Origin of the sequence: Flavobacterium sp. WC2416, assembly GCF_041200095.1 — a bacterium.
GTDB lineage: Bacteria > Bacteroidota > Bacteroidia > Flavobacteriales > Flavobacteriaceae > Flavobacterium.
Genome location: NZ_CP165626.1, coordinates 2,265,305 through 2,282,845 on the forward strand (window position 1 = coordinate 2,265,305; position 17,541 = coordinate 2,282,845).

General features: G+C 30.5%; 17 protein-coding genes. 2 read left to right on the top strand and 15 right to left on the bottom strand.

The features are described 5' to 3' along the window. Nucleotides 1-39: 39 nt before the first annotated feature. The 10 genes from AB3G39_RS09645 to AB3G39_RS09690 all read right to left on the bottom strand — a co-directional run bounded on the left by AB3G39_RS09645 (nucleotide 40) and on the right by AB3G39_RS09690 (nucleotide 12,497). Nucleotides 40-2,154, bottom strand: coding sequence for a DEAD/DEAH box helicase (locus AB3G39_RS09645; RefSeq protein ID WP_369769314.1), 2,115 nt, complete (start codon nucleotides 2,152-2,154; stop codon nucleotides 40-42). An 11-nt stretch (nucleotides 2,155-2,165) separates the two neighbouring features. Beyond that, complete coding sequence (locus tag AB3G39_RS09650) at nucleotides 2,166-3,479, bottom strand: ATP-binding protein (protein ID WP_369769315.1); 1,314 nt, start codon at nucleotides 3,477-3,479, stop codon at nucleotides 2,166-2,168. Beyond that, nucleotides 3,476-5,368, bottom strand: coding sequence for a tellurite resistance TerB C-terminal domain-containing protein (locus AB3G39_RS09655; protein ID WP_369765044.1), 1,893 nt, complete (start codon nucleotides 5,366-5,368; stop codon nucleotides 3,476-3,478). The genes AB3G39_RS09650 and AB3G39_RS09655 overlap by 4 nt, the downstream gene beginning before the upstream one ends. Nucleotides 5,369-5,527: 159 nt before the next feature. After that, on the bottom strand, nucleotides 5,528-6,268 hold the full coding sequence (locus tag AB3G39_RS09660; RefSeq protein WP_369769316.1) for an acyl-[acyl-carrier-protein] thioesterase: 741 nt from the start codon (nucleotides 6,266-6,268) through the stop codon (nucleotides 5,528-5,530). An 8-nt stretch (nucleotides 6,269-6,276) separates the two neighbouring features. Further along, nucleotides 6,277-7,203 (bottom strand): tRNA (adenosine(37)-N6)-dimethylallyltransferase MiaA, encoded by a 927-nt coding sequence (gene miaA / locus AB3G39_RS09665; RefSeq protein ID WP_369769317.1) that lies wholly within the window; start codon nucleotides 7,201-7,203, stop codon nucleotides 6,277-6,279. A 161-nt stretch (nucleotides 7,204-7,364) separates the two neighbouring features. Beyond that, nucleotides 7,365-8,192, bottom strand: coding sequence for an ion transporter (locus AB3G39_RS09670; RefSeq protein ID WP_369769318.1), 828 nt, complete (start codon nucleotides 8,190-8,192; stop codon nucleotides 7,365-7,367). 26 nt (nucleotides 8,193-8,218) lie between these two features. Beyond that, on the bottom strand, nucleotides 8,219-9,580 hold the full coding sequence (locus AB3G39_RS09675) for an exonuclease domain-containing protein (protein WP_369769319.1): 1,362 nt from the start codon (nucleotides 9,578-9,580) through the stop codon (nucleotides 8,219-8,221). A 71-nt stretch (nucleotides 9,581-9,651) separates the two neighbouring features. Then, nucleotides 9,652-10,311, bottom strand: a complete 660-nt coding sequence (locus AB3G39_RS09680) for a YggS family pyridoxal phosphate-dependent enzyme (protein ID WP_369769320.1) — start codon at nucleotides 10,309-10,311, stop codon at nucleotides 9,652-9,654. Nucleotides 10,312-10,585: 274 nt separating this feature from the next. Next, nucleotides 10,586-11,473 carry a 3-hydroxyacyl-CoA dehydrogenase family protein gene (locus AB3G39_RS09685; protein WP_369769322.1) on the bottom strand — a complete coding sequence of 296 codons (888 nt, stop codon included), beginning with the start codon at nucleotides 11,471-11,473 and terminating at the stop codon, nucleotides 10,586-10,588. A 58-nt stretch (nucleotides 11,474-11,531) separates the two neighbouring features. Then, the gene (locus AB3G39_RS09690; RefSeq protein WP_369769323.1) at nucleotides 11,532-12,497 is read right to left on the bottom strand and encodes a Gfo/Idh/MocA family protein; all 966 of its coding nucleotides are present in this window, start codon (nucleotides 12,495-12,497) and stop codon (nucleotides 11,532-11,534) included. A gap of 145 nt (nucleotides 12,498-12,642) precedes the next feature. Here AB3G39_RS09690 and AB3G39_RS09695 point away from each other — a divergent pair, with 145 nt between their 5' ends. Continuing rightward, nucleotides 12,643-13,284, top strand: a complete 642-nt coding sequence (locus AB3G39_RS09695) for a protein-L-isoaspartate(D-aspartate) O-methyltransferase (protein WP_367753329.1) — start codon at nucleotides 12,643-12,645, stop codon at nucleotides 13,282-13,284. A gap of 134 nt (nucleotides 13,285-13,418) precedes the next feature. Here AB3G39_RS09695 and AB3G39_RS09700 read toward each other — a convergent pair whose 3' ends face one another. Further along, entirely contained in the window at nucleotides 13,419-14,471 is a 1,053-nt protein-coding gene (locus tag AB3G39_RS09700) for a Fic family protein (protein ID WP_367770177.1), read from the bottom strand. A 102-nt stretch (nucleotides 14,472-14,573) separates the two neighbouring features. Then, nucleotides 14,574-15,026, bottom strand: coding sequence for an SsrA-binding protein SmpB (gene smpB / locus AB3G39_RS09705; protein ID WP_367770174.1), 453 nt, complete (start codon nucleotides 15,024-15,026; stop codon nucleotides 14,574-14,576). 70 nt (nucleotides 15,027-15,096) lie between these two features. Between smpB and AB3G39_RS09710 the strand changes: the two genes are divergently transcribed. After that, a complete protein-coding gene (locus AB3G39_RS09710) occupies nucleotides 15,097-15,333 on the top strand; it encodes a VF530 family DNA-binding protein (protein ID WP_367770171.1) in 237 nt (78 codons plus the stop codon). Here the strand turns inward: AB3G39_RS09710 and AB3G39_RS09715 are convergent. The 3 genes from AB3G39_RS09715 to AB3G39_RS09725 form a co-directional block, all read right to left on the bottom strand. Further along, on the bottom strand, nucleotides 15,325-15,876 hold the full coding sequence (locus AB3G39_RS09715) for a DUF3575 domain-containing protein (RefSeq protein ID WP_367753321.1): 552 nt from the start codon (nucleotides 15,874-15,876) through the stop codon (nucleotides 15,325-15,327). The genes AB3G39_RS09710 and AB3G39_RS09715 overlap by 9 nt on opposite strands. A gap of 110 nt (nucleotides 15,877-15,986) precedes the next feature. Then, entirely contained in the window at nucleotides 15,987-16,538 is a 552-nt protein-coding gene (locus tag AB3G39_RS09720; protein WP_367753319.1) for a GNAT family N-acetyltransferase, read from the bottom strand. A 19-nt stretch (nucleotides 16,539-16,557) separates the two neighbouring features. Next, nucleotides 16,558-17,406 carry an aldose 1-epimerase family protein gene (locus tag AB3G39_RS09725; RefSeq protein ID WP_369769324.1) on the bottom strand — a complete coding sequence of 283 codons (849 nt, stop codon included), beginning with the start codon at nucleotides 17,404-17,406 and terminating at the stop codon, nucleotides 16,558-16,560. Between the last annotated feature and the right edge of the window lie 135 nt (nucleotides 17,407-17,541).

Here is a 17,541-nt window from a genome sequence, read left to right on the forward strand (position 1 = left end):
GATGCTTATTTCAAGTTTGTTTAGTACGATGCTAATAAATTATTCATTTGTTAATAATTTTATTGATAATAGGAATTTTTTAGTTTGTTCAATGTCAAAATATTTATCCTTCAAAAGTTTAACCTGATACTTAGCAGGTAAATAATGGCCCCATTTACTGAAATCTAATATTGTAGGATTCAAGTCTAAAAGATTAGAAATATGCTTATCGATGTCTGCTAAAGGGAGAGGTAAAATATTCCATTTTGAAGTTAACTCAAATTTACTACCTTGAATATAGAATGAACTATTAGAATCGTTAAAAATATTTTTAATACCAGCAATATCTAAAAGTAATTTAATTGTTCTATTTATTTGTGTCCCTGTAAAAGTAAAGAGTTCTATTTTATTTTCTCCTGATAATAAAGGTCTATCATATTTCAAATCCTGTAAATTAAATACCGAGAAGTCTTTACGTAGAATTGCTAATTCTTCGGAACTTGGTTTGTCTAGAAAATCATAATTCATTTTAGAATAAAGAATTTCAAGCATTTTATCTCTTATTTTAGAATTTACTAAACCGCCATTACCAAAAAAAACTGGTTTTTTGCCATCTTTAGCCGGAATCACTTCTATCTTTTTTGCTTTGTGGTCAACAAATTTTATTTTCCAAATTTTAGCTGAAAGTAAAATATTTTCGTTTTCAATAATCTGTGGAGAAAATGGAACTTCTCCAATTTTATTACCCGCGTTTACTACTTTAAAATTTTCTTCAGTTTTAAACACACTATAAAAATCACGGCTATTTACAACCATTTCTCCTTGTACACCAATTATAACCTCTTGCTGTAATTTTTCAAGGAAATCTATTTCAATTAAATGATCAAGAATTTCTTCAATTTCAAATAATTCAATTCCACTAAAAGCTGAATTTTCACGTAGTTGTTGTATTAAATCCTTTAATATAATTCCTGAATATCCTTTTGTGATAGATAAAGCTTGGTGAACTAAAATATCATAAGGCTTTTCGTTTTTTTGAGGGGGCTCAATAAAACCTTCTTTATATAATAGCCAACAAGCAATTGACTGAAGTAAACTCCATTCATTTGTAGCGTATAGGTATAAATTACTGCTTTCACCTTCTTTTCTTCCGCTTCTTCCCACTCGTTGAATCAGCGACGCTATACTTTGTGTTGAATCAATTTGAACAACTTCATCAACTGCTCCAATATCTATACCTAATTCTAGTGTAGATGTACAAGAAATGCAAAAATTCTGTCTATTGTTGTTCTTTGCAAAATATTCAACATATTCCCGAACTTCTCTATCAACTGATGAATGATGCGAAAAATAATTAGAATGACCTTTTACTAATTCTGAAATTTTCCTAAGCTTTACGGCGACCTCTTCTACACGTCCCCTACTGTTAGGGAAAATTAAAACTTTATTATCTTTAGTTTCTACATATAAATCTTTTAAAAGCTCTAATGGTAAATCATTATTTTTACTTTTAAAATACTTAAATATCACATTAATTTCTTTTGCAGTTCGGTCTAATAATACTTTAGTTTTTAATTCATCTCCAGTAAATTTTTTAGCTTCATCATAATCACCAATTGTTGCCGATAAACCAACAATACTAAATGATTTTGAATTTATTTGTTGTATTCTAAAAAGAATAGATTTCAACTGAACTCCTCTATCTGTTCCAATAAATGAATGAATCTCATCAATTACAACATATTTTAAATTTGAAAATAATTGCTTTGCATTGAATGGTTTGTTAGCAAACATTGCTTCTAAAGATTCTGGGGTTATTAAAACAATCCCCTTCGGTTGCTTCAACAATCTATCTTTTATTGTTTTATTTGCTTCTCCGTGCCACTTTACAACATCTACATCAAGATTTTTACATAGTTCTTCTACTCGGTAAAATTGATCGTTTATTAATGCAATTAGTGGCGAAATATAAAGGACTTGAACACCTGACTCATTAAAGTCAACTTTTGAAAGAATAGGTAAAAAAGCAGCTTCTGTTTTTCCTGAGGCAGTTCTTGATGCTAAAATATAATTGTCATCAGATGTTAGAATCCTTGTAATAGCAGCAGCTTGAATTGGACGCAATTGTTCCCATCCTTTATCACGAATAAATTTTCGTATTGGTTCTGAAAGCAAATCAAACGCCATTATAATTCTTCGATACTATCTAATGAGAATTCAGTTGGTCTTTCATCTGAAATTTCAATTTCTCCAAATAATTTATTCTTATCTACTGTTGGGTTTTGGCGGATGATGTTTAGTATGTTTAAAAAATCTCGGATAACTTCTCTAGGAGTTAAAAACTCAGACGCACCAGGTTTGTTAAACAATTCTTCCATAAATTGTTGGATATCATCATCTGAAACTAATAATTCAGTTTTATAATTAAAATCAAATATTGCCTTTAATTTTTTTAATAACACAAAAATTTCGTTATGATCAAGCGGTAGTAACCGTATTACAGGCTGTGCAAAATCTCTTATTTCCGCAGTTTCATATTTATTTGTCACAAGTCTTGTTTTTAAAGCATCATAGCTAAAAAAACCTCGCCTTTGGTTTTCTAAAACTTCTTTTGTACCTGCGAAATTGAAAAATAAATTTGAAACTTTTCCTTGAAAACAATCGTTGTATATCGTTAGAATTTTTTCATAATTTTTCTCTCTAACAGCTGAATTTGATATTTTGTATAGGTTGATAGCTTCGTCTAAATTTACCATAAACCCGCTGTATCCCATGCTAACAAATAACTTACAGAAGTTTTTGAGCATATCATAATAATTTAAATCATTAATTATTTTTCTAATTCCTAAGTCTTGTCTTGCTTCAGTTTTTGTTCGATACTCTCCTTTTAACCATTTTAAAGCATTTCTCCTTAATTGATCATCATCTTTTATGTATCCTTCATAATATTTCATTATAACGACACCAAAATCGAAACCTCCAACATCGGTAATTTCGTTAATAGTCTTCATAATGTTAGTCTGAATTAGACTTAAGTAGTTTTCATTACGAATTTCAGTCAATGAAATATTATTTTCTTCAGCCGTTTTCGTAATTACCTGTTCAATCCATTTTTCCAATAAAGTAGGTAATGCTCCTCCTTCAGGTTTTGTCTGTATTGAAACATTGTCCATAATAGATGAATAAAGAGCGACTCCTTTTCCATCATTGGAATATAAACGATTATCGGGGGTGAAATCCGCACTAGCAACAACAAATTTTTGCTTTAAAGCAACAGTGTTAAGAACATGAAGCATAAAAGATTTTCCAGAACCAAAATCTCCTATCCAAAACTTAACCATACTATGACCGTTCTTCACGTCTTCAAGGGCTGTAACAACTGCATTTATCTCTTCTGAGCGACCAACTGTAATGTGTTGAACACCAATTTTAGGAACTACTCCTCCTATCAATGAATTGATAATTGATGTGGCTTCTTTAGGTTTAATATTATTTATCATTTGGTTGAAATTTTTTGAAAATAGTTTGTGTCAATAGTGTAATAATCTTCTTCCTCTTCAATTAATAGATCGTCTAAAAAATCATAACAAGTTTCATTAATACTCTCTATTAATTGATTTTTAAATACTCCTTTTGATTTTGCAAATGTTTCAAAATCAATTTGAGAAATTGAGAAATTGTTTTTTGTAAATAATTCTAATGTTGCTATATGTATTTCAGTTAATATTATTTCGTCTACAAAAGTTGACTTGTGAAGTTCTTTATTACTATTAGGGATTTTAATCTCAATTTCTTGTTTACCTACATCTTCAAATTCTACTCCAATAACTTCTTCTTCTACGTCATCTTTTAAATATTCATTTAAAAGTTCAACTGTTTCTGAATGTTGCTCTATAACTTCCTTTATTGAAGTTCTGTCAAGTTGAATAGTTTTTCGCTTAATTTTGTAAATATCAGGAACTTGTTTAAGGGCTTTATTTAAATTCTTACTTTCAATTAAATTGTTTACAATTAATTGAAAATCATCAAATTGTTCGTTTGTTTTAAAAAGAGATTTCTGTATTGTTTTTGTATGTTGTTTATTGTCAAACGTTAATGACTTTAAATCATAATATAAATAGTATACATAAAGAATCAGTGACGACTCTTTATCATGTTTTGCAATAAATTTTGACGCTTCAAAAAATACATTTTCAACTGAAGGGTTCTTTTTGTTTAATTTTCCAAGTGAAATAACTGAATCAATAAATTCTTTTGGTTTAGCATTGTAATTAATTGTCAATTCCTCAAGTTTAATTTTCCAACGAGTTGTGTTTTGTGCATTAAGTTCAATATCTGTAGCTTCATCTGGCTTAGCTACCTTAGAAATTAATATCGGTAATAGGTCATTTACTTTTGAAACTATTTTAATTTCAAATTCCATTTTGGCTTCTTCAGAAGTATAGTGAATGTCTAAATTAAGCTTACGCTTATGACAATAGAACTCACGAACTGTATTTTCGCAAAATTTCAGAATATACAAAAAGAACTCTTTTCTAGTTGAATCTATAGCGTATTTGTAATTATCACTGCCTTTTCTGTATCTAAATTGCTTTCTAGCTATGACATCAGAAACAGCTATAAATTGCTCATTCAAATTTGTTTCTTCTGCTATATATTTTAATTTTAAATCTGAAACAACATTAAGGTACAGTTTAAGAATTTCAAGACAACAATACTCAATATTGAAAAAATTGTTGTTTGGATTATAAATGTAATTAAGCAGTTCTACCTCTTCCTTATTTAAATTTAGTTTCGTTTTATACTTACTTCCTAATTTCCAATAATCATCATAATAGTTATTTGAATATGTATATGCATCATTCGATGATAATAGAGTATTATTATTTAATTTTTTATTTATAAATGACTTACAATATGGCCTTGTCTTAGGATAACATTTCCCTAATATAGTAAGATGGCTCTCTAATAGAGATATATTTTTATGCGAATCGTATTCTTCTAAAAAATCAAATAATAAAATAAATGCGTAGTTCGTATTTCCAACTAAATCATAATGTACTCCTTTTAAAAAACTATTCTTTAAGATGGAATAAAATTTTATCTGTGCATTACTAGCACTGTTTATTTCAGAGTATGAATACACATATTGATGTGTCCATTGAGGAACCCCTAGAATATAATTGTTTAAAACAGGATCTGAATTTATTGTAAATGATTGACCTGTAATATCAATGATTGAGTTGTCATTATTTTTATTAGCAGTAGTAGAAAAATTTTCAAGAAAACCATCATGTTTTTTTTCATAGTTATTTGAGATAGTTTTGTCTTGCTTTGTTCCAAAAATAATGATAATGACTAAAATCGATATTATTATAAAGCCAATCATATTTTTATAATTTTAGAACATTTTTGAATTTTGTTTACTCCCATAAAATAAATATTTATTTAATTATATCAAAAATAACTTTTTTTATTTTCGTTACATTACGGGAAACCGTAAAGATTTATTTTTTAATAAAAGATGATTGTTACTACAAACAACAATCTATTTCAAATTCAGTTGTAATGCGAAACAGTTTTTTTCTTCTTTAGTAATGCTAAATACGAATGATTCTTCGGATACATTTTCATGAATAACCACTTGGTCCTTTAAAGAGAGTTCTTTCATGAAATTCATTTCAAAACTTTTAATCTCTTGATTTAGGATTATTTTCTCCTCTACCAAATCAAGACACCATTCCAAGTATTTCACATTATTTACATGATTTACAATGTCTAAATCAGATAAGAAGACTGTTTTTTCAAATAACTCTTCTTTTTCAGGGCTGATGCTTATTTTAGAAAAAGTTTCTACTGTAGCCCTCTTTTCGGGATACAATTCAAAGTGTTCGTAAGGTAAAGCCAGCGCTTCTGGACGACGTTTCTCAGTATTAAAAACAGCCCAAAAAGTTTCGGTACCAATAATTTTTTTTCCATTGAGATACATTTCTAATGCACGAACAGAACGGGAATTTTCTAGTGTGTTGATCCAAGTTTTTACCTTTACAACATCTCTCCATTTTGGTAATGCAGTAATTTCAACTCGCATTCTACTCAAAACCCAAGCTTGGTTGAATTCCTGCATATCCGAAAAACTAATTCCACCCATGTCCGAATGTGCTGCAGCGGTTAGTTGTAAAAGATTACACAAATCAGTGTATTTTAAGTAACCATTAGGCATGCATTGTGTAAAATTGATTTCCCAATCCTTGCTTAATATTGAAGTAAAATTTGAACTTATAGGCATATTTTAAGTTATGAATTATGAGTTATTGTTTTAATATAATTAAATATAGTTTGATAGGGCGTTTCAAAGTCAAACCATTTTGTCTTTTCGTCTCTTTTAAACCAAGTAAGTTGGCGTTTTGAAAAACGTCTCGTATTTTTCTTGATTTCTTCGATAGCAAATTCTAAGGTTATTTCTTTGTCAAAATAACTAAATAATTCTCTATAACCTACAGTTTGTAATGCATTGAGTTCTTTGTTTGGATAGACGTTTTTGGCTTCTTTTAATAGTCCATCGTTCATCATAATATCAACCCGTTGATTAATCCTATTATACATTACGCTTCTTTCTGCTTCGAGTCCTATCAAAATAGGAATGAAGTTGCGGCTATTTTGTTTCTGATTTAAAAAAGAAGAATATGGTTTTCCAGAACCAATGCATACTTCTACAAAACGCATCATGCGTTGCGGGTTTTGCAAGGTTTGAGGATTTTCAGATTCAATGGTTTTAAAATAGTTAGGATCTAGTTTTTGGAGTTGTTCTTGCAAATAACCAATTCCTAATTTTTCATAACTCACATTTACTGCTTCTCGAACCGAGGGATCTATTTCGGGAAATTCATCAAATCCTTTTAAAATAGCATTAACATACAATCCAGAACCTCCCACAAGAACAACATAATCATTCGTTAAGAATAATTCGTCAATTTTAACAATCGCCTCTTTTTCAAAATCACCTACTGTGTATGATTCAAAAATAGATTTATTTTGGATGAAATAATGTTTTGCCGCAGCCAATTCTGTTTTGCTTGGAACAGCTGTGCCGATGCTCATTTCTTTGAAAAATTGGCGGCTGTCACAGGAAACAATTTCACAATTGAAGTGATTAGCTAGGTGAATACTCAACGCAGTTTTGCCGATAGCCGTAGGTCCGATGATAGTAATTAGGTATTTCATATTTATTTTTAGCCCAGATAGAAATGAAAGCCCCAGACGATTGCAAGTTAGTATTTCTTGACGTAAAAGAGCGCCTTTTGAAGCTCCTTTTATGGCTTAGAAATACAAATTGTAAACGGAGGAGTTGCAATGAATAGCTGGAAGTGGCTACTTATTACTATTTAAAGTGGCTTTCCACAATTGTGACAAAAATGAGCTTTATCAGGATAATTATTATTTCCACAATTTTCACATGGTTTTTGTGGACTAATAGTTGGTTTTTGGACATTTTTAGCAATCTCTGCGGTGACAATTCCCGTGGGAACTGCTATTATACCATATCCTAAAATCATTACAAAGGAAGCGATGAATTGGCCCAGTGGAGTTACAGGTGAAATATCCCCGTATCCTACGGTAGTTAGTGTTACAATAGTCCAATAAATTCCTGCTGGAATACTAGTAAAACCACTTTGCTTGCCTTCGACTACATACATGATTGAGCCTATAATAATTGTAATGATGAGTACAAAATAAATAAAAACAACAATTTTACCGCGACTGGCATTGATGGCCTGTTTCAATTGGGTTGATTGGTTGGTAAACTGTGGATGATTTAATATTTTGAATAATCGAAGTAATCGCAACGAACGAACGACACTAAAAATACTAGTCCCAATGAAGAAAATCGATAAATACATGGGCAAAATGGCGAGCAAATCGATGATGCCATAAAAACTAAAAATATATTTCCAGGATTTATCTATTGTCAAAATACGTAATAGGTATTCGATGGTAAAAAAGACAGTGATAATCCATTCTAGAAAAACAAGTTCTGTATGGTACTTCAAATCGAATTCGGTAACGGTTTCCATCATTACTAAGAGGACACTTAGTAAGATAAGACCAAGCAGAATTAAATCAAATAGGCGACCTGCTTTGGTGCTAGTACCATAGATAATGATATGCGTTTTTTGTTTAAAAAGATCATATTTTGATTTTATCTTACGCATTTAGATGAAATATTTTTTTGATTTTGCTAGAACTTTATAATCTTAAAACCTTTATTTTTTCTAATATATCCTTGAATGATATTGCGGGTATCTCGATTGTTGTCCATGGGTATAATAATATTTTTTAAAATTTCAACATTTGTAATTTGATAGTTTAAATCATAAAAAGCATAGCCTTTTAAAACGCCATTTTCAACTAAAACAGCTGAACGCTCACTGATTTTTCTTCCTTTATCTATAATAATCATGTTGGTGTTTTCAAATCCATTTTTGTCTATGAAAGCTTGAACCCTGAGATTGTATTCTGATGTTGTAATTTTACCTATACAAGCGCCATCACATTCGTTAATTGTATGTTGGAAACAATGATTTTTGGTTTGATATAATCCAGTGAATTTTTGGCATAAATTGAATTCGGTCGAAATTCTATATAGAGCATTTTTTCCTTCAAGAGCGTTGGGGTATGCTATGATTTCTTTTTTTCTCCCATCCGCTTTTTGAAGTTTTAAATTTAAATACCCATTGGTATCTTTCTCTGCATAGATAGCCCATGAAAAATTACTTTTTCTAGCCATTCTATTATAAACTGGTTTGTTGATTTTGATCTCTTCAATTTCTTTCAGAAAGGAGATTAATTCTGATCCAGTTTCTTCAAAGGTTACCGTGAAAACTTCTTTTTGTATTTTTTTTGCACTTGTAGTAATTCCTGTAAAATGCTGATTGACTCTTTTTTTTATGTTTCGGCTTTTGCCAATAAAAATTATTTTACCTGATTCATTGTGAATGTAATACGTACCGAATCTTGAAGGTAAACTTTCTATAATATCTTGTAGTTTTGGAGCTATTCCCTTTTGAATTTCGGTCTTAATTAGGTCTTTAACAATTTCTTTTTCTATGTCTTTATCCAAAAGCATTTTGAATAATTTGACAGTTGCCATAGCATCTCCACTGGCTCTGTGTCTATCAGCCATAGGAATTCCTAGAGCGCGAACTAATTTTCCTAAACTGTGTGAAGGTTGTTCAGGTAGCAATTTTTTTGATAATTCAACTGTGCAAAGTGTACGTTGATTGAAGTCATATCCTAAACGTCGAAATTCAGTGCGTAAAATACGATAATCAAAGTCGGCATTGTGTGCTACAAGAACACAGTCATTGGTCATTTCAATTATACGTTTGGCTACTTCAAAAAATTTAGGAGCACCTGTCAACATGGCATTATTTATACCAGTCAACTTCACCACAAAGGGTTGAATAGGAATTTCAGGATTGACTAAACTGATAAATTGATCTACAATTTCATGACCATCATATTTGTAGATAGCAATTTCTGTAATCCCTTCTTCATTGAATTGTCCTCCAGTAGTTTCTATGTCTAGTATTGCGTACAAATTTTTTTGTTTAAAGTTTGAGGTTTAAAATTGAAAAACAGCTAGAATAAATAGTAGCTAATTAGCACTTGTTATCTTCCTCCAAATATACTACTTCCAATGCGAACCATTGTGCTACCACATTCAATCGCTAATTTATAATCTCCCGACATTCCCATGGATAAAATTGATACCTGAAGTAATGAATCTTTATGAGATTGTAATCCCTTGAAAATAGAATTTAAATGTATGAATTCTTTTTTAATTTGGTTTTGATTATCAGTAAATGTTGCCATTCCCATTAATCCTACAATTCTGATATTTTTCATCTCGAGAAATTCATTTGAGGCTAGGAGTGATGCTAATTCTTCTTCATCAAGACCAAATTTAGTTTCTTCTTCTGCAATATGCATTTGTAATAAGCAATTAATAACGCGATTGTTTTTTAAGGCTTGTTTGTTTATTTCTTGTAATAATTTCAAACTGTCTACTCCGTGAATTAAGCTCACAAATGATGCCATATATTTGACTTTATTCGTTTGCACGTGACCAATCATGTGCCATTGAATATCTTTGGGCATTTGTTCCCATTTTTCAGCCATTTCTTGGATTTTATTTTCGCCAAAAATGCGTTGACCTGCATTGTAAGCTTCCATTAAATCTGGAATAGGTTTTGTTTTTGAAACGGCAACAAGAGTTATGTTTTGAGGTAAAGTAGATTGTATAAATTGTAAATTGGCTGCTATATCCATTTTTATTTTTTTGTTGTTCAAACTTTTTCTGAGATGAATTAAATCATTCCTTGTAGTGTCTGATCTGTATTACGAATTTTTAGTGCTATTGATGATTAGTAACGCTGATTTCTGAATTAGTATCTTAAAACTAAACCATGAAATTCATTATAAAAGTATGTTTTACTTTTTTTAGAATCAATAACTTCTGTAAATTTGAATAAAGAGCTTTAGTGGGATTGTAGGTTTTCATTCGCAGTTTTTTCATTAAATTCTGCGAATGAAAACAAAAATATTATATAAATTGTTTAGAAATTTTTTCTGCTTTTTTACTTTTACTATAGTCGTAAAAACCTTCTCCAGATTTTACTCCTAGTTTTCCTGCACGAACCATATTAACTAATAAAGGACAAGGAGCATATTTTGGATTTTTATAACCGTCATACATCACGTTTAATATGGCAAGACATACGTCAAGACCAATAAAATCAGCCAATTGTAAAGGTCCCATTGGGTGTCCCATACCTAATTTCATTACAGTGTCAATTTCATAAACACCTGCTACTTTATTATACAAAGTTTCGATGGCCTCATTAATCATAGGCATCAAAATTCTATTAGCAACAAAACCAGGGTAATCATTAACTTCAACTGGAGTTTTTCCTAATTTCTCAGAAAGGGTCATTATGATTTTAGTCACCTCATCATTTGTGTTATACCCACGAATGATTTCAACCAATTTCATAATAGGCACTGGATTCATAAAGTGCATCCCAATTACACGTTCTGGATGTGTAACTACAGCACCAATTTGAGTTATTGAAATCGATGAAGTATTTGTTGCTAAAATAGTATTGTGTGAACAAGCTTCATTTAATTGCTTGAAAATATCTAATTTCAACGCTACGTTTTCAGTAGCAGCTTCAATAACTAAATCAACTCCTACAACACCGTCTTTAATGTCTGTATAAGTAATAATATTAGTGATTGTTTTTGCTTTATCTTCTTGAGTGATGGTTCCTTTTGCAATCATTCTGTCCAGATTTCCAGCTATAGTTGCCATTCCTTTATCTAATGATTTTTCAGAGACATCAATTAATTTTACTGTAAAACCACTTTGAGCAAAAGTGTGGGCTATTCCGTTACCCATTGTTCCTGCTCCAATTACTGCTATTATTTTCATTTATTTGTGTTTAAATTTTAAAGTTTTCTCGTTTAACTTTTAAATCAGAAAGACTATTTTATTTTTTAAAACAATCAATTATTTGATAAGCAACTCTCAATGCTTCTGTCGCTTGTTCTAAAGTTACAATAGGAGTAGTATTGTTATTAATTGCATCAGCAAAAGTTTCTAATTCATCAAGAATAGCATTGTTTTGCTCTACCTCAGGATTGGAGAAGTAAATTTGTTTTTTAACACCTTCGGCATTTTGTAAAATCATATCAAAATCGCCAGGAATTTCTGGCGCATCTTTCATTTTTACCACCTCACATTTTTTCTCTAGAAAGTCAACAGAGATGTAAGCATCTTTTTGAAAGAAACGTGTTTTACGCATGTTTTTCATCGAAATTCTGCTAGCTGTTAAATTGGCTACACAACCATTTTCAAATTCGATTCGGGCATTAGCAATATCAGGCGTGTCACTAATTACAGAAACTCCACTAGCACTCACATTTTTTACTTTAGATTTTACTACGCTTAAAATCACGTCAATATCATGAATCATTAAATCCAAAACTACAGGTACATCTGTACCACGAGGATTGAACTCAGCTAAACGGTGTGTTTCAATAAACATGGGATTTTCAATCATGTTCTTGGTGGCAATGAATGCAGGATTAAAACGCTCCACGTGTCCTACTTGCCCTTTTACATTGAATTCATTTGCAAGAGCTATGATTTCTTCTGCTTCTTCAAGTGTGTTTGAAATGGGTTTTTCTATAAAAACGTGTTTACCAGATTTGATGGCTACTTTAGCACATTTGTAATGGGAAAGTGTTGGCGTAACTATATCGATAACATCTACAGCATGAATAAGAGTAGCAATTGTACTAAAATGTTTGTACCCAAATTCTTTTGAAATTTTCTCAGCATTCTCTTGATTCGGATCATAAAAACCAACTAATTCATATTTTTCAGATTGTTGTAATAATCGCAAATGTATTTTTCCTAGATGGCCAGCACCCAATACTCCAATTTTCAGCATAATGATTGTAATTTCTACAAAAATAGGAATAAAATGATTAATCCATTAGAGATGAGGCACAATTATTTGCCTATTTAAAAATTAAAAATTGGCAATTGAAATTAGAATTTCTTTTCTATTTTTACCAAAATAAAATTAATAAAGTTTGAAAGATACAGGTAAACATCAAGGACTTCGAAACCAATTAGTAAGTGTTTTACAAGAAAAAGGAATAACAGATAAAAATGTTTTGGATGCTATTAAAAAGATCCCGAGACATCTTTTTTTGAATTCTAGCTTTGAAGATTATGCGTACCAAGACAAGGCATTTCCTATAGGTGCAGGGCAAACTATTTCGCAACCTTATACCGTTGCATTTCAATCGCAATTGTTAGAAATTCAAAAAGATCATAAAGTTTTAGAAATTGGTACTGGTTCAGGGTATCAAACTGCTGTTTTATATTTGATGGGCGCTAAAGTATATAGTGTAGAGCGCCAAAATGAATTATTTAAGCAAACATCAACCTTGTTGCCTAAGTTAGGTATTCGTCCCAAGCATCTTTCTTTTGGCGATGGGTATAAAGGATTACCAAGTTATGCTCCATTTGACAGTATTATTGTTACAGCTGGAGCACCATTTATTCCAAAACCATTAATGGCGCAATTAAAAATAGGAGGGAGATTGGTTATTCCTTTGGGAGATGATGTGCAAATTATGACTTTGCTTATTCGTAAAAATGAAACTCAGTTTGAGAAACATGAATTGGGAGAGTTTCGATTTGTTCCTTTATTAGAAGATAAAAATTAAAACACTCCCGTTTTCTTTTTGAAATTATACTGCGAGGTTGCACGCAGATTTTTTTATTCTTTTACAGTTCTCTGTTTTCTCTTTGTGAATCTTTGCGAAACGATACTAAATATCGGCATTGCTATCAAAAAAGTTTATTGCGCTATGATACCAATATAACGCTCCAAACTTTCCTTTTCTATTTGCGCAATAAACAATAAGAAATCTTCTTTGTTGTTTTGGGTTTGTGCCGTTTCTAGGGATTGATAATAATGCATACGGTTTTCATAATCTCCTTTAATATTGGCAATAACGTAACCATGTTGCAATAAAATTAAGTTCATGACCAAGCGTGAAGTTCTGCCATTTCCATCAATAAAAGGATGGATGGTAACTAAGCGTTCGTGCATTTCGGCAGCTAAGACGATGGGATGTAGGCTGTTTTTGTGAGTCTCATACCAAATATAGAAATCTTCCATGTTTTTGGCTACCATATAAGGTTGTGGAGGCATATAAGTACTTCCTTTAATCATTACTTGAACTTTTCTATAACGACCAGCGTCTTCGGATTGAATTCCCCTCAGAATCAAATTATGAATTGATAAAACCTCACGCTCGTTAAGAGTGTTGTTTTTCTCCATTAACTGTTTAATGTAAGCAATAGCCTCTTGATGATTAATGGCTTCAAGGTGCTCGCGCATACTTTTTCCAGAAATGGTTAATCCTTCGTTGATGACTAAATCAGTCTCGCGAAGCGTAAGAGTATTCCCTTCTATGCGATTACTTTCAAAAGTATATTCCAATTCTAGAGCTTGTGCAATTCTAAAACTATCAAATTGACGAAATTTATCTAGTTTAATCTTTAAAGCATCAATTTCATCTAAAAGTTTTCCTAACGCTTTTGAGATTTTTTGATTTGGTACTGTTGTTCTAATATATTTTAATTCGTCTTCGGCTTCTTTTAATGCTTTAAGAGCAAAAGTTTCTTCACCAATTTCATAGAGAATTTTTTCTTTTAACCAAGTAATCATCAAAGTTTCATAATCAATTTCAAGAATAGAAGCCAATTTTATAATTTGATCTTTAGTTGGTTTGCGTGCGCCACTTTCAAACTTACTTACTAAAGCTTGATCAATACCCATTAATTGCGCTAATTCTCTTGTTTTTAGCGCTTTTTTCTCTCTTCCGTTTTTTAGTAAGGTTTTCATAAAATGAAAATGTTTTTTATTGTCTTGACAAATTTAGTCATTTTTTTAAATAAAAATACTATTTTAAATCGATTCTTTTTGGATAAAATTGGGGATAGGTTTCTAGAAAGCCTTCTTAATTCGATCTAAATCACGTTTAGTATCTTGTTCTTTCAAAGACTCACGCTTGTCATAGGTTTTCTTACCACGACAAAGACCAATTTCGAGTTTGGCCATTCCTTTTTCGTTGGTAAATAATTTTAAAGGGACTATCGTAAGTCCTTTCGCTTGTACTGATCTTGATAAGCTTTTAAGTTCACGCTTATTTAATAAAAGTTTGCGTTCACTTCTTGCTTTATGATTGAATTGGTTTCCAAAAGTATATTCCTCGATATAAGTATTTATTGCAAAAAGCTCTGTACCACTAAATTCACAAAAACTTTCGGTGATATTCGCTTTTCCAAGACGTATTGATTTAATTTCAGTACCAGCCAAGACAATTCCAGCAGTGAATTTTTCGATTATTTCGTAATCAAATCGAGCTCTTTTATTAAGTATGTTGATAGTTTTTAGCATAGGATGACAAATGTAGCAACAAATGTATGAATCAGCAATTTTTTTTATAAAATTGGCATAAATTTGCAATATGGAAAAGCAACAATCAAAAGACCCGCTTCACGGAATTACTCTAAAAACTATTTTAGAAAAACTGGTTAATCATTATGGATTTGATACTTTGGGAGAATTAATTAAAATTAAATGTTTTAATGAGAACCCCAGTATAAAATCGAGTCTTACTTTTTTACGAAAAACCGATTGGGCTCGAAAACAAGTGGAAGAATTGTATGTTAAAAATGAGTCTAAATTTTCAAAATTAATTTAATTTATAAGAAATCATCACGCCACCTCTATATGGCAACCACTCCCCGCTTTTATTATAATGTTGGGCAGTTTCGTATCGTTCACCAGTACTAATTAAGTATCCTTTATAAAAACCTTGATGCCAACCACCTCCTAGGAAACAATCTAAGTAAAACTTATCATTTATCTTAGCTTTGTAACCAATTGTTGAACCAAGAAAGTAACCTTTACCTATTTCGTATTTATCGGTATTTATATAATTCCACTTTTGAAAATTATATTTACTAGCCCCAATATGAGCCCCAATATAAAAACCATTATTTTGCTCCTTAAAATGATATCTAAATTCAGTTGTAAATGTGTAAAATTGCCTCGGTATATTATTGATAGATTTCCATGGTAAAGCTAAAACGTCTACTTCAATCGTAGTTTTTTTTCCAATACTTGTTTCTATACCTACGTTCGGTGCAGTTAATAAAGTAGTAAAAGCATTAGCTTTAATATATGTCTGACTTTGAGATTGAATTGAAAAAATTAGAATTATAAAAAAAAATATTCTTTTCATAAGATGAAATGTATTGTGTGTTATTATTAATTAATGGCATTGAGTTTAAGTACAAAAATAAAATATTGTAACCAATTTACTATATTTATTACAATTAAAAATTGATTTACTTATGATTTATTTAAAAGTGAATAGATGACAGTATCTAAAAAACGACCTTCATAAAATTGATTTTCTATAAAATGAGCTTCTTTCTTAAAACCACTTTTTAGGAGGACCTTTTCAGAGGCAGCATTATTTGGATCAATTACAGCTTCAATAGTGTGTAGTTTCATTTCGTTAAAACCATATTCTAAAATTTTTTTTAATGCTTCTGGAATAAAACCTTTTCCATGATGATCAGGATGTAAAATATAACCCACTTCAGCTCGATAATTTTGAGGTTGGATTCTATAATGACCAATAATTCCAATAAGTTTAGAGCTGTTTTTTAAAGTAATTGCCCAGTTAATCCCTTCATTTTTATCAATGGTTGCATCTATAGTAGCTATATGTTCTAAAGCATCTTCATTTGTTTTTGCTAGAGGTCTCGGGATGTATTTCATTATTTCTTTATCAGAACGTAAGTAAAAAATTTCTTTGACATCACTTTTTACTACTCGTCTTAAAATTAAACGTTCTGTTTCAAGATTTGGAAATGGATTGAAATTTATAGTTAACATATTGTTTTATAGTATTTATTTAAAGAATTTCGATGCTGAATTGGGAATTAAATATTGCTTTAGGCTCTAGAATTTGGATTCCCTCTTTTTCCATTATATTACCAGTACTTTCAGTAGAATCAGAATACCCAAACCAAGGCTCAATACAAAGAAAAGGGGCATTGTTTTTTGTCCAAATTCCTAAATGTGGAAAATCTTTATAGTGCATTCGTATCAAAGGTTTTTGATGTTCAAAAATGGTCAAATAATTTGATTTTAAAGTTTTGAAAATTAAGGCATCATTTTCGAATAGTGGATAGTTTAATGCCACTTTATTTTCAATTGTCGAAAGTGTTTTTGTATTATTCGAAATCAAATCATTTTCCAATAAGTTATACACTAATGGTTCTTCAATTTCAAATTCCATACTATAGTTTTCAAATGCTCCTGGCAAGGCTAAAGCAGGGTGCGCACCTATTGAAAATGGCATTAGTACATTTCCTTTATTGATTACTTTGTATTGGATATGTAAATTATTATCTTCTAAAGTATAAATTATTTGAAGTTCGAAATTAAATGGATATACTTTTAATGTTTCTTCATTAGATTGTATAGAAAAAATAGCGCTACTCTCTTTTTTATCTATTAATTTAAATTCAGTATCTCTAGCAAAACCATGACGTGATAGTTGGTATGAAATAGTATTATTAGTGTACGTATTATTTTTTAATGTTCCAACAATTGGAAATAGAACAGGGGAGTGCTTACCCCAGAATGCTGGATTTCCTTCCCAGATATATTCTTTCCCATTCGATACTAGTGAAAATAATTCAGCTCCAATAGTATTAATTTTAGCAGTTAAATTTGAATTAAGAAGTGTTACAGTCAAAATTTTCTTTTTTACGTGATTTAATAATTACTGTAAATATATTTTATAATTTTATTTTAAACTAGGATTTGAGCTAATTGTAATTTTAATAAAATTTTCATAATTTTTGATTAAAGCGTTGAATTTAATTTACTC